Source organism: Fictibacillus sp. NRS-1165, from assembly GCF_050468105.1.
GTDB classification, from domain to species: Bacteria; Bacillota; Bacilli; order Bacillales; family Fictibacillaceae; genus Fictibacillus_C; species Fictibacillus_C terrinigri.
In genome coordinates this window covers 1-14,011 of record NZ_JBDPNU010000033.1, presented here as the reverse complement: position 1 = coordinate 14,011, position 14,011 = coordinate 1, and the positions used below count along the sequence as shown (strand labels likewise).

At 36.0% G+C, this 14,011-nt stretch carries 10 protein-coding genes; 3 read left to right on the top strand and 7 right to left on the bottom strand.

All coding sequences use genetic code 11. The annotated features are described in order from the left end of the window. Positions 1-15: 15 nt before the first annotated feature. Positions 16-762, bottom strand: coding sequence for a LytR/AlgR family response regulator transcription factor (locus tag ABHN01_RS16175; RefSeq protein WP_429876380.1), 747 nt, complete (start codon positions 760-762; stop codon positions 16-18). Beyond that, a complete protein-coding gene (locus ABHN01_RS16170) occupies positions 755-2,518 on the bottom strand; it encodes a LytS/YhcK type 5TM receptor domain-containing protein (RefSeq protein ID WP_429876409.1) in 1,764 nt (587 codons plus the stop codon). Before ABHN01_RS16170 ends, ABHN01_RS16175 begins: the two co-directional genes overlap by 8 nt. 287 nt (positions 2,519-2,805) lie before the next feature. Here ABHN01_RS16170 and ABHN01_RS16165 point away from each other — a divergent pair, with 287 nt between their 5' ends. From ABHN01_RS16165 to ABHN01_RS16155, 3 genes are all read left to right on the top strand, one after another. Next, positions 2,806-3,330 carry an ECF transporter S component gene (locus ABHN01_RS16165; protein WP_429876379.1) on the top strand — a complete coding sequence of 175 codons (525 nt, stop codon included), beginning with the start codon at positions 2,806-2,808 and terminating at the stop codon, positions 3,328-3,330. Positions 3,331-3,597: 267 nt separating this feature from the next. Continuing rightward, the gene (locus ABHN01_RS16160; protein ID WP_429876378.1) at positions 3,598-4,770 is read left to right on the top strand and encodes a DUF4317 domain-containing protein; all 1,173 of its coding nucleotides are present in this window, start codon (positions 3,598-3,600) and stop codon (positions 4,768-4,770) included. Between the two features lie 436 nt (positions 4,771-5,206). Then, on the top strand, positions 5,207-5,773 hold the full coding sequence (locus tag ABHN01_RS16155) for an RBBP9/YdeN family alpha/beta hydrolase (protein ID WP_429876377.1): 567 nt from the start codon (positions 5,207-5,209) through the stop codon (positions 5,771-5,773). 367 nt (positions 5,774-6,140) lie between these two features. Here the strand turns inward: ABHN01_RS16155 and ABHN01_RS16150 are convergent, their stop codons facing one another. The 5 genes from ABHN01_RS16150 to ABHN01_RS16130 form a co-directional block, all read right to left on the bottom strand. Further along, positions 6,141-8,906 (bottom strand): site-specific DNA-methyltransferase, encoded by a 2,766-nt coding sequence (locus tag ABHN01_RS16150; RefSeq protein ID WP_429876376.1) that lies wholly within the window; start codon positions 8,904-8,906, stop codon positions 6,141-6,143. Between the two features lie 5 nt (positions 8,907-8,911). Next, positions 8,912-11,920, bottom strand: coding sequence for a BPTD_3080 family restriction endonuclease (locus ABHN01_RS16145; protein WP_429876375.1), 3,009 nt, complete (start codon positions 11,918-11,920; stop codon positions 8,912-8,914). Positions 11,921-12,466: 546 nt separating this feature from the next. Then, positions 12,467-12,841 carry a cystatin-like fold lipoprotein gene (locus tag ABHN01_RS16140; protein ID WP_429876408.1) on the bottom strand — a complete coding sequence of 125 codons (375 nt, stop codon included), beginning with the start codon at positions 12,839-12,841 and terminating at the stop codon, positions 12,467-12,469. Positions 12,842-12,903: 62 nt separating this feature from the next. Continuing rightward, positions 12,904-13,419, bottom strand: coding sequence for a hypothetical protein (locus ABHN01_RS16135; protein WP_429876374.1), 516 nt, complete (start codon positions 13,417-13,419; stop codon positions 12,904-12,906). Between the two features lie 13 nt (positions 13,420-13,432). After that, positions 13,433-14,011: NlpC/P60 family protein (locus ABHN01_RS16130; RefSeq protein WP_429876373.1), on the bottom strand; the 579-nt coding region annotated here is incomplete at its 5' end.

Genomic DNA, 14,011 nt, shown 5'->3' with positions numbered 1-14,011 from the left:
GCTGGCTTACAGCGTTTAAAAGCCAAAATGCTCTTTAAGATCCTTTGTAAAGGTACGGCTTACGGGTATTTTCTCCCCATCCTTCATGATCAGGTTATAGGTGGAGTGAAACCAGGGCTGGATTTCCACAATTTTATCCAAATTGACTAAATACCCACGATGCACTCGAATGATGGATTTCTGATGAAGCTTCCTCTCAAATGTGATCAACGGGTCATTTACCTGATATCTTTGTTGATCCGTCACAATCACCGTTCTTCCTTCAATTGCCCCTATATATACAATTTCATGGACAGGAATCAAAACGATCCGCTCATCAACTGTCACCGCCAACTTATCATTCCGTTTACCAATCGACAGCCCTTGATCCAGTGATGAACTGGTTCCATTATCTTTGCCCTTGATCACTTTCTCCAATTTTTCTACCGTTTGCAGGACTCTGGTTTCATCAAATGGCTTCATAATATAATCTATGGCTTGTAGATCAAATGCCTTAAGTGCGTATTCATCATATGCCGTTGCAAACACAATTTCCGGACGCGGCTCGAGATCCATTACTTTTTCTGCTAAATCCAAGCCGCTTTCATCAGCCAGTTGAATATCCAAAAAAATCACATCGATCTGTAATCCGTGAATTTGGCTCAAAGAATTTTCTATGGAGTCACCTTCTCCCACAATTTCCACTTGCTTGCTTCTTTTTAGCAGATACGCCAGTTCATCTCTGGCTAACGGCTCATCATCAACGATAAATGCCTTAAACATTTCTCTCACTCCACTTGTTTTGGGTTAAAGGCAGGATCATGGTAACCTTTGTACCTGAATCTTGTTCACTTTCGATTTGGAAGGAACCTTCCAGACCGTATATCTCTTTCATGCGCTTTCGAATGTTCCATACAGCTGTCCCGGTCCCTTCTTCGGATTGAACCGTTTCAGTACCAAGCGATTTCATCAGGGGCTCAGGAATTCCCTTACCATTATCCTCCGTTGTCAAAATCATTTTGTTGCTGTCTGTATAGGCTGTCACCGTTACTCTTCCTTGTTTCCTATTCGAAAACGCATGGCGAATCGCATTTTCCACTAAAGGCTGAAGCGTAAACGGAGGAATCAGGACCTTGTTCAGTGCTGGATGGATATCAAAATCCACCTGGTACTTGTCTGGAAAACGAGCTTGCTCGAGCGACAGATAAGCCTCAACGTGTTCAATTTCTTTTTCCAGCGGAATCAGCAAATGCCTCGCACCCTGCAGATTACTGCGAAAGAATACCCCTAATTTGATAAGGAGCTTCCTCGCTTTTTGTGCGTCCGTCCGAACCAGGCTTGAAATGGTATTAATGGCATTAAACAAAAAATGCGGGTGAACCTGTGCCTGCAATGCTTTGATTTCTGCATCCTTCAATAATTTCCGCTGTTGTTCTGCCTCTGCCAGCTCCAGCTGTGTAGAAAAAAGCCTGCTCAAGCCTTCCGCGAGCTCGTACTCCACCTGATCCAGCTTATTTTGATTTACAAAGTAAAGCTTCAGCGTTCCAACCGTTTCTCGATGAACCTGTAAAGGAACAACGATCGCCGCTTGCAAAGGGCAATTTTCACGATAACATCGGATTTCATCTGTTGACCTGGCAATCAAAATTTTTCCATGATCAAGCACTTCTTTCGTTAATTGGGTTGCCATATGCTGTCCGGGTTTATGATGGTCTGAGCCTGCACCGGCATGAGCGAGCACCTGATCCTTATTCGTTATCGAAATAGCATCCGCTTTTGTACCTTCTAAAATAATGTTCGCGGCCTCACCGCAAGAATGAAGGGTTAAACCCTGGCGGAAGAAGGGAAGTGTTTGCTGGGCAATCTCAAGCGCATTGTGGGTTTGAAGCGCGCGCGTACGCTCTTCTTCCATTAAAATGCTCTGGATGATCAATATAAAGATCAGCGTGCCGAGTCCATTGATGGAAATCATGGGAAACGCGATCACCTCGACCAGATGATAAGCCGCTTCATACGGCCTCGCAATGAGCAATATAACCCCCATTTGGATGCATTCCATCAGGATTCCTATGGCTACTGCTCCCCAGGGTGAATGGTTCCTTCCTATTATTCCATAACGCCGCCCAAGAAGGCCCGTAATAAATCCAGCCAAAATGGTTGAGACCGCACATGCTTCAGCCGTAAATCCGCCGAGCGTCAAACGATGTATACCTGCAATTAATCCTACACCCAAACCCACAATAGGTCCTCCCAGCAAACCGCCGATCGCCACCCCCATAATGCGGGTGTTCGCGATCGCCGCATCATAATCCACATCCGCCTGCCAGGTCTGAGAGATTATGGTCCCATTGTGTATTTCTATACCGGTATAGTTGCTAATGATTCCGAAAGCCCCAAATATGCCGATCAGAATCATTTTCTCTTTTTTATCATGCTCTTGGTGAACAATTTGACGGAATGACCTCATTCTGGAAAGCAAAAAAGCCACCATAACGAGAACGCCCGCCCGCTCAAGCATTAAGGGCAACAGCTCAAACAGTTTAATCCCCTCCTCCTGGAAAAACAATTGAAAAGTTTGTAAGCTATATTTAGTATTTGTCCATTTTAGCAGACTTACCGCTTTCATCCTAAAAAGAGTTTATTTCCTTATGATAACTAGTTCTCACTTTACGTAAAATATCATTTCCCTATTTTCTAAAGCGTGAGAGGCGGCTATAATAGATTAGTGGGAATTCCAATCCAAAACGAATAGAAAAGAAGCTGACTGAAATATACTTCTGCTGTATGGCAAGTAAATGATTCGTTAAAAACGAAAGAGGTTATTTTGTGAATACAACATTCTCATCGATAGAAACGTCGAAAACAAAAGCATTAGTCATCAGTGCACTTTTCATCGCATTGACCCTTGTAGCTACCATGTTCATTAACATAAAACTCCCGATAATGGGTAACGGAGGATTAATCCATCTGGGTAACGTTCCTCTATTTATTGCAGCTTTTGTTTTCGGCAAAAAAACAGGAGCCATTGCAGGCGCCTTCGGAATGGCCTTATTTGATTTGATCTCCGGATGGACAGTGTGGGCACCGTTTACATTCTTTATAGTAGGAGCAATGGGTTTTTTAGCCGGACTCATATCCGAAAAGGTACCCGGCAAAAGAGTGGCTGTAAACTCAATGGCAGTCGCCGCAGCCCTTATCATTAAAATCATAGGCTACTATTTTGCAGAAGTTATCCTTTACAGTAACTGGATCCAGCCTTTCGGATCAATCCCCGGAAATTTTATGCAGGTGGTAATAGCCGGTATAATTGTCGTACCACTTGTAACACGCATAAAGCAAAGAGCTATATAGATAGGAGTTGCTCATTTCGCAGCGAAGGAACCCTATAGAGCAGTTACTTTGAAAAAAGACTGCTTTATGGGGTGTTTTTTGTAAAACGATTTCCATCCAGTTCAGTAAACGATACAGAAGGTTCAAAAACAGGAGCTGTTCGTCACACTTAACTTCGCCTAGCAATAAAACAACTTATGTTAGAATAAATGCTGCTTCAAACTCAAGGCGGCGAGACTTTCTGCCTTCAACTTTACAAATCAGGGCAACTTAGGAGTGTATGTAAGCATGAACAAAAAAGATATAGCACAGATTCGAAAACAATTTAAAAAAGATAATGATTTACTCAAAATCTCTCAAATTTTTAATGTCTATATTATGAAGGAATCAAGTGAGGTTTATCATCACCAGAATCAACCTTTTGAAATGCTCGACCCAGACCAGCAGGAGTTATTTATGAATAACTTTAAAAAATTACTTGGCGGAAATTTAGATGAGAAGCTCTTTGAACTAAAATTTCAAAGGGATGCTGACAATAACAGTCAGCTCATTTTGCATCAGGGATTACTCAGCACTGATGTGGAAGACTGGAAAGAGCGAATGCTCCAGATGGTAGGTAAAATGCTTTTAAACCGGCAATATGAGATGGATATTGTCATTACATTCATTCGTGGAGAATATTTTAAGCCAACGAGACGCCGAAATGGAGATTCTGAAGAAAGTGAACGCGATACCGTATACTCTCATCCCTTTATTCTGTGCAGTATCAATAATACTCAAGAACCAAAAAAAGAACTGCTTTTTGACTATGTTGAAAAACAGTTCAAATACAATTTTGTTGTTGACCCCATTATCAACCTCAATACGCCAATCGCTGGCTTTCTGTTTCCTTGTTTTACCGATAATGCAGCAGATGTCAACCACATTCTCTATTCGGCGGGAAAAGTCCATGAGCCTGATCATGAATTCATAGACCAAGTTTTAAACGGCGAAGAGACGATGACTGCAAAAGATGATAAAACCGTTTTTGAAGAAATTATTAAAGACGTAACAAGAGATCAATTAAATACTTCCACACTCTCAAATGTATATGAAGAAATTAACCGTATTCTCGAAGAGAATGAAGAGGAAGAACACCCGAAATTAGACTCCAAGGACGTCGAACGGGTATTAAAGATGAGCGGCATTGAAGACATAAGTGCGGAAAAGGTAGAATCCGCCTTCAAAAATGTGATTGATGATGACAAATATGAGATAAAAGCAAGCAGCGTCGTACCGAAGTATACTTCAAAATCGATTAAAATCAACACGAAAATAGCTAACATTTCGATTAGTCCACAGGATTTGAAGTACGTCAAACAAGTTCATCTCAGCGGCAAGCGCTACCTCATGATCGAAGTGGAAGAAGATACGGTCATCGAAGGCTTTACGATGATTCCGGAGGCTTTTGATGAAAACTAGGGAAGTAATATACAAAACACCAGTTATCCAAAAATAGTAAATGATACTTCCCTTTTGGATAAGGGGGAAAGCTGAAGCGCACCTTACAACACATTACATAAGCCGCCCAAAAACTAGAACTACGCTACAAACTCAGCACAACACGTAAAACCTGAACTGCCACACACATAATGCCTAAGCGAAAGGCATGGCCAAAAACAGTGACCCGTTTCACTTACGGCTTGAAATAATAGAGACACCCTAATAGGGTGTCTTTATCTATGCTTTTGATTTGTCATTATCTTAGCCAATAGCAGTTTATCCAATTTTCCCCAATACGGATTAATCCTCTATATGTAAGCCTGCTTTTACCGCTCTCTAAGAGTTCCTCCTACCCGATAGGTTTGGTTCAGTAATATACTGTTTTTGTATTTATAAAAAGAAAGGGAGAGCAGCAATGGGAAAACAAGTATATATTATGCATGGATACGGAGCTTCACCGGCCAATCATTGGTTCCCTTGGCTAAAAGAAAAATTAATAGCAGATGGTCATCAAGTCGTGGTGCTTCACATGCCAAATTCGTCTGATCCCAAGATCGAAGAATGGATGGAAACATTAGCTGATTCAATAAAGGATTTAGATAACAACACTTATTTTGTAACACATAGCTTAGGTTCTATCACACTATTGAATTATCTAGAACAATTAGATCCGCTTCCAAACTTCGGAGGTTTTATCCTTGTTTCCGGCTTTTCTGAACCATTATCAACATTACCTTCACTAAACCCTTTTACAGTAAAAAAGGTGGATTTTAAAAAAATAATTTCTGCCACTGATTCACGTGCTGTTATTGCTGCAAAAGATGACTATATTGTTCCTTTGCAGTTAAGTCAAAATTTATCTAAACAATTGGATACATCGTTTTATCCTGTTGAAAAGGGTGGTCATTTTCTGGAGGATGATGGTTTCATTACTTTCCCATTAGTTTATGATGTTTTAAATAAAATGATGAAAACTCCATAAATAATGGGGGTGTCATCTTTTCGTGACACCCTATTTTCACCTTGCAAAAACAACAAAAAAGAGGCTTTCCACCAGTTTGCTCCACTCATGGAAAACCTCTAATTTTTTTAGCCAAGTGTTACCTTTAGCTATTTAATCAGGCTCAAATCCTTTATATATCAAGGATTTAAGGGCTTCCTTACATCATGCCGCCCATATTTTAATTATACTTCACAAAGATTCCTTTTGTTTTGTTCATGTAGATACAGTTAACATATCCCATCACACTAAACAAATTAAGTTCATATGAATTTGAATTCAAACAAAATTTTAGTGATTTTTTTGTTATTTTTCAAAAAATAACAGGTTACACTTAAATGATAAATGATTAGTTTTTTGGATTAATATGAAAAACCTTAAGAACTTCATCACCAAAGTAATTAATTACCTTTATAGCAATTTTACCTGTTGTTGGTCTTTTAAATTCTCTACTTTTTGTTGAATGTATTGAATCTAATACATGTGAATCTATATCTGCTTTTAACGCCCTTTTTAACTTCTCTAGTTGTTTATCATTTCCTAAAAAGTAGGCATGACGAACAAAAAAACTTTCTCCATTATATGAGGTATCAATAAACCAACAGGCTATATCCTCTGTGGAGCTACTTCTTATGTGTCCCGTAGTGGGATCGAAAATATCTAATCCCTTAATTTCCAAAGCTATCATTTCATTATTTTCTATAATTTCAATGTCAGGTTCCCCAAACACTGTAAATAAATTAGCTGCTCCCGTTTTTTTAAGATAATCATTTCCAATCATTAAATCTGGATTCATTCTTGTAATTAATATGTTCAATCTACCATAACTTTTTACTTCTTCACCTATATTCGGATCAAATGCAAAACCACAAACTACTAACAAATCAAAGCCAATACCTTTAATTGCTTCTTTTGCCGCTTCTCTAATTAATTCGGGGCCAACTGTTCCGTTTTCAGGACCTATACATATACCAACACGCTTAGTAACGCCGTTTTCTAAATACTCCCCCTCAGAATGGATAAATACTCCTGGAAAAGGTTCTAAAAATGAAAAAGACAATCTTTCGTTTTTTTTAGTATTTTGAACTCCTGCTATTTTAAGGTTTTGAATAATGGTTTGTTCAAATTGTCCGTTACTTGAAACATTTTTCCCTTGAATTTCTGTTAAAGACTGTTCCTCTTCTTCTGATATAACTCTATGAGGAGAGATGCTTTCAACAGTGAAAGGACCCGATACCCTAATTTTCTTTTTATTTTCATAAGGATTATTAAAAAGAATTTTCACATCAGATTTTTCAATTATTAGTGAATTAAGCTCTTTATTTTTTTCTTTCGTTTTATCCCAGAATAAATTTAAAATACTTTTCGACTCTTCACTCCAGCTTTCTTCTGCATTTTCTGGAACATTCCAAAAATCAAATTGCTTCCCAAGGTTTTGTCCCAATAATTTCACTAGATTATTTAACTCTTCATTATATTTATCAGATATTTCATCTATTTTTTCATTATTAGTCATCGATGAAAGTGTTATATGCGGGGCTCTTTTATAAACGAATCCCTCGGATACATCTTTGTTAGTTTGTTTATTAATAGCTTTTTTACCGCTAATTCTTACTTCTTTTTCAACACCTTCTTTTGAATCAACTAACAAATAGTAGGGGTATTTAGCAGTCATCATTCTTGTTCTAGCTAAAGTTAAAGCGACTCTGCTTGTATCTATTCCAATCCACCTACGTCCCCATTGTTCAGCCACAAAAGGAGTTGTACCGCTGCCACAGGTAGGGTCTAACACTAAATCTCCTGGGTCAGAAGACATTAATATACATCGTTTAATTACCTCTGTATTAGTTTGTACTACATATACTTTATTATCAGCTCCCACTGTGTCGAACCAAGGAGCAGTCAAAGTCTTTGCAGGGTTTTCATCTGCATACATTATATATGTTAGACGGTTTCCTTCCACCTGCAATCTGCGCATTTCCTTTAATCTGTTCATACCTTTAAGTGTTGTTGCATAGCCGTTCTTAGGGTGAGTAAATGTTCTCCCACCAAATTCATAATTAAACATTCCCGAATCCATTTTCCCAGACGGTTCTAATGATTTTAATCTATAAACTCTTGCACCATCTGGTAATAGCGAATGATTATCGATTTGTTTTTTAGTCATTCTATGTCTAGTTCCATCAGGCAATTCATACCAACAATGATGAAATTCACCTTCAACATTCTGATTTAAATATAGTTGTCTATACTTAGCATAAGGTTTACCATCACTGTCAAATTTATTTTTAGCATACCATATGATGTAATCTGCCATCTGTTCTAAAAAATTCGCACCAAAAGGCATAGTCTTTTTCCTAAAAGGTATTATAGCTATAAAATTTTCCCGTCCATATACTTCATCTAAAATACTCCTGACTAAATGTACATTCTCATCACTAATTTGAACAAATATGCTCCCCGATTCAGTGAGGAGTGTTCTAGAAACCATTAACCGGTCTCTTAGATAACTAAGATAAGAATGAACCCCTAATTCCCAAGTATCTCGATAAGCTCTAATTTGTTCAGGCTGTCTGGTCAGATGCTCAATTTTACCATCTTTTACTACCTTACTCCTGGTATCTATCTGCCAATTTGAATCAAATTTAATACCATAAGGTGGATCAAAAAATATAGTTTGTACTTGGCCATTTAATCCTTCTTTTTCAGCTAAACTATTCATTACTATAAGAGAGTCTCCAAGAATGAATCGATTACTCCAATTTTGTTCGTGTTCATAAAATTCAACTAAATCCTCAAACTCTAATCCTTCAAAATCAGAGAAAAGTTCAAACTGTTTTTCTGAATCATTTTCATATGTTTGATTTCTCAATCCTTCAATAATCGCTTGGGGATGGATCTTTTCATGAATATATATCGGAAATTCAGGTACAATAAGTGGTTCTTTATCTTGCTCATCCTTGCCTCTCCAAACCAATTGAGGATCTTTTACACTGTTTCTAGGATACAATGTGCTAGTTTGTGAATTATTGTTCTGCTGCATAAAATTTCTTAATTCACCTGTTGGTATATTTGACCTTTTTTTATTATGTTTAATTGAATCAATCCGACTCATTTTCCTTAACCCCCATAATGAATACTACCGGCTAACTGAGAAATTAAATTTCTAATTTCATTTTTCGGTTGTCCCCATGGATCTTCTATTTCTATAAAGCCCCATTGCCCAAATTGTTTATAATTATTAACTGAAGGAACCCATAATTCTTTAGCAGTGGCCACTTTTATTTTTTTATCATCTTTTTTATACCCAGTAACTTCTATTATTAAGTTTAATACCTTATCATTTATCAAAAATTTCGCTATAAAATCAGGAATATAATTTTTTGACAATCCATTGATAGTATATGGAATAGTAAAACCTAAATTTTGATTTTTTACATAAGATATTACTTCAGGCATTTCTTCCAAAGTTTGAGCCATTTTTTGTTCCCAAGAGTTTGTATCTGCAACTACATGTGTAATATGACACTTATTTGGATCGGTAATATATACTGGTTTAGATGTAAAAAAATCTACTCCCTTTGTAGATCCCCAAGACTCGTAAGGTTTAAGAATAGGCAGTAAGAGTTTATCCCCTTTTTCTGAAGAAACAATAGACAAGTATATTCTATCAACTGCACGGTGTGCTAATTCTGTTAATAATAAAAGTTGTGGAAATGTGTTATCCTTACAGACCAAACATTCATTTAACCATTTTTTTGTTATTTGCAAAAGCTGTGGAAATAGCCAATGTTTTCTGTCTTCAATATCTTCCTCGAAATATTTTTCTAAAATCAATTTTGCCAGTTTAAAAATAATTTCTTGTAGTCTTCTATCAGCTAGATCCTTTAAATTATGAATACTAGATTCTCCAACTATAGGAGCATTTTCAGTAGTAGTTGGAAGGTCTAGCGTTGTTAAAACCATTATTGAGTGTTCATTAAAATTTATAGATAGTCGTTTATCAGGTAGATTATATCTGTATCCTGCTAACTTAGGAAATTCAATGATACAGCTATCTCTTTCTTCTACAGTATATACGTGTGTTTGTTTCCTAACAATTGTCGGCTTGTTTATAACCCCGTTTGTTGGAATAAAGGAAAAAGGAACCCCATAAACCTCAGCATATTCCGGATCAAACATATCTTTTTCATTAGGTATATAATTTGTCCTTCTTAAGGCTCGCCCTACAACTTGCTCACATAATAATTGAGAACGAAATGCTCTTACACCAAGAATATGTGTCACATTGTTTGCATCCCATCCTTCTGTTAACATTGATACAGAAACAATACACTTAACAGATTCTCCGAGTTTACCCCTTTTACCAACAGTGTTCATTACTTCCCGTAATAGTTCCTCATCAGTAACTTTGTTAACATCTCTTCCAGGAAAGCGTAATTTATATTCCTTTTTAAATTCCTCAATTTGATGCTTTGCCACTTCTTTAAATTCTAGTGATAAGGATTCTCCTGTTTCTAGTTGTTCACTATCTACTAGTATGGTGTTTAGTGTACTACTCCATTGGCCTGCCTCTTCATTACTAAAAATGGGTAATTGTCCAGGAACAACTATACTTCCCCCGTTTTTCAGTCTTTTTTCCCAACCTGAAATATAATCGTAAACCAATTTTGATACTGTAGTATTATTACACACTACAATAAAAGCAGGTGGTGAAAAAGTAGAAGAGTCATTTTCTAAACTCTTTTGCCATTCATCATAGTATTGTTTATAGTTTCCGTATAAACTTAGTAATGCCGCCTCCAATTTGACTGGTAGTTTAGGTTCTCCTGAAATAATATTTTGCTTCCTTCCCTTTCGTGGTAGATCATCTTTTATGTTGATCCATAAATTTCTATAAGTTAAATGCTCACCAACAAGTGAATTGTCTGATACAGGTACTCTGGGTACTTTTACAATTCCACTTTCAATGGCATCAATTAAGGAAAAATCAGAAACAACCCAGGGAAATAACTTGCCTTCTGAATAACCTGATCCTTTCAAAAAAAATGGCGTTGCTGATAAATCAACAACCGATTTTATACCTATTGTTTTATTAATATGTTCCAAACCATTGAACCAAATTTTAGCTTCTTGATTTCTTCTATTAACTTCATCTTTTTCTTCAACATCTTCAATATCTTCATCAGTATTTGGTTTCGAATGGTAACAATGATGTGCTTCATCGTTAATAACCATAATATTTTTTGCGTTTCCAAAATCTCGACAAACTCTATGCACCATCTCTTCAGGCATTTCTTTTATATATCCATTTTCGCTTTGTCCAGACATAATCTTAGCTAATTTACTCGCATCACTTTTGTCTTTTAGCATGAAATTATGATAGTTCGTTATAACAATTTTTGCTTTATTCAGATTTTCCCATAATTCTAGTGGAAGTATATCTCGCTCTAAATAATAATTTTCTTTATCGTTCGGTAGAATAACTCTTAATCTATCCCGTATTGTTATACCTGGAGTAACAACTAAAAATGAGCTGGTAAAACGACTATCAAAAGGGTTATTTAATTTATTTAATGTTTGCCAAGCAATAATCATTGCAATAACAACTGTTTTACCTGTTCCAGTTGCCATTTTAAATGCTATTCTATAAAGAGAGGAATTAACAATTTCTTGTTCCTTTCTAAGCTTTTCATCAATAAATTTATCATTGTATCTCTTTGCAACTTCCACAATATAAATTAATGTTTCAACTGCCTCTTTTTGACAAAAAAAGAGCTTCTTTTCCCTATGAGCATTATTCCAGTACTCTAATAAACGCAGGGTGGTTCTAGTTACTCCAACATATCCACCTTGTCTCCATTTATTTACTTTTTCTCTAATTGTATTTATAAATGTGTGCTCTGTCTGTACAAAGGTGTCAAGCAACCCATCTTGAAACATTGTAATTTGTTCTTCATCTAATTTAGCAGCAACTTTTTTGGGCGAAGGTATTGGGACAAAATATGAACTATTTCTTCTACTTTTTATGATAGTATTTGTAATTCCCTCATTATCGAAATAAAAATGTTTTTTTGGTTCACTAAATGGTGAATTAAGTACAGGATTATTAATCACTACCTGTTTCAATTTCTTTCCCCCTAAATAGGTATTATTAATTACAGTATAACATGATAGAGTGATTACCTAAATTAACGGAGAGGATTGAAGTTTTTCAATTTTAGACAGAATATAGTTTAGGATGCTCTTTCAGCCCTTTAAACGGCATTTAAATATCCTTATAAAAACAGGAACATACATTCCTTTTTCGTGGTATATACTTTAGAAAGGAGTGATGAAGATGAGGATTCTTGATCGAGGTGCAATTAAATGGCGGCTATGATGCTACCTGAAGATGTTAAAGAGTTAAGGAAATTTGATTGGGATCAAGGTAAAAAAAGTAAAAACTGAACTTGATGAGCAACAATTGGAACTACTGTGGAAACAATTTATGAAGCAATGGAAGAGAATTTATTTTTATGTTTTACATACTTTAAACTGATGACTCTCATTTACTTATTGGAACAATTTACTATTTTTACATTGTTATTTATTTAAGCATGTTTGTGATTTTAATTAATAACTTTTTTATCATTAGACAGCATAAACACAAAAAAAGAGTAGACAACATTAGGTCTACTCTTTTAACTTTGTTTCTTTTCCCTTAACTTCTTCATAATCTGGCGTTTTCTTATCAAGTCCCAAACGATCACCTTCTCCACTTCCCGGCATATCACTCATTTCCTCATACGAATCCCCAAGCTTTTCATAATAATAATAAAGTTTGCGATCTGTATCTATATAATAAGCTACTTGAATATACTTCCCGCCATCATAAACACCTATAATAGCATTGTCTCTGGTGATTTCTTTTGCATCCAGCCCATCTTTTTCACGATCTTTTTTTTCTTGATTAATTACATTATCAATCGCTTCATCATACTTATTCCCACCACAAGCACTTAGAACAACTATCATGATAAGACTAAGGAAAATAAAAATTCGTTTCAATGTCATGATTGCCTCCCTTTTTAATATTCAGTATATATAATCTATTCTTAATTTTCCATGCTTCATCCATTTCCTTTCACCTGTACATCATCAACCAGCCATTTATTATTTTGTTTTATCAAGGACGTTTGTATAATCAACGTTTGATTGGTTGTCACTGAATTTGCTGTGATGGCTACCACAACAACATTAAGAAACAACTCATGCGAATGATCAATCTTCTTCGAATAACTCTCCAATGACAACAATTCGCTTTTTACGCTCACTGTTTGCTTTTGATAACTTCTTGAAGGAAAAGCAAAAGCAAAACCTTTTTCAGTTGTAACTTTCCGAACTTTTTCATAGCGCTTATCTATATCAGTGTAATTAAAAAATGCTTCAAAAAATGCTCTATTTTCCGAAGCGCTTCTTTCATTCATCGTTTGACTCAATTCTTCTATTTTTTTCTTTTGTATTACATTTTGTTTATTCATTGATTCTATTTTTTCATTATAAGAATGTCCAGTAATCCCCTTAATAAAAAAAGTGTATACAATCAATAAAACGCCACAAGTCAGAACAACAATTAACTTATTCAACTGTTATCACTCCTTAATTATTAATTCTCCCGAATGAAACCAAATGTTCTCGCCAGTAACCAGATTTAAGATTAGAGTATTGAATTCCACTACCATTAGAGTTAAACATCCTGCCCTCACCTACATATATACCAACATGGGTAATATATTTACCTGCATATGTCCCCGTAAAAAAAACAAGATCGCCTGCTTTGGCATCTTGTTCATCAATCCGTTTCGACCTGTAATATTGTTCTTGCGCCGTTCTTGGCAAAAGAATTCCTGATTGTTTATAACTCCATTGAGTTAATCCACTACAGTCAAAACCGACACTTGGATTAGAGCCCCCCCAAACATATGGCTGCCCTTCATATTTCGAAGCTTCTTTCATGACTATTTCATACTCCTTTATCGAACCATTCACAAGTTTAAAATCATGATTTGAACTTTTCAGATAGTGCATTACATGATCAACATAATCAGGATCACCATATCGAGACCAACCCATTTTAACAGCCATCATATTACTAAAGGATTGAGCCACTTTTTTTGAATAGCCCCCTCGTTCCTTTGCATATCCGATAAAGCGATTCCCGAATAGTGATAGGTAGGG

What these genes read in the sequence shown, in the direction of transcription:
- ABHN01_RS16175 (WP_429876380.1), bottom strand. Translation starts at nt 762, where the DNA reads ATGTTTAAGGCATTTATCGTTGATGATGAGCCGTTAGCCAGAGATGAA.
- ABHN01_RS16155 (WP_429876377.1), top strand. Translation starts at nt 5,207, where the DNA reads ATGGGAAAACAAGTATATATTATGCATGGATACGGAGCTTCACCGGCC.
- ABHN01_RS16160 (WP_429876378.1), top strand. Translation starts at nt 3,598, where the DNA reads ATGAACAAAAAAGATATAGCACAGATTCGAAAACAATTTAAAAAAGAT.
- ABHN01_RS16150 (WP_429876376.1), bottom strand. Translation starts at nt 8,906, where the DNA reads ATGAGTCGGATTGATTCAATTAAACATAATAAAAAAAGGTCAAATATA.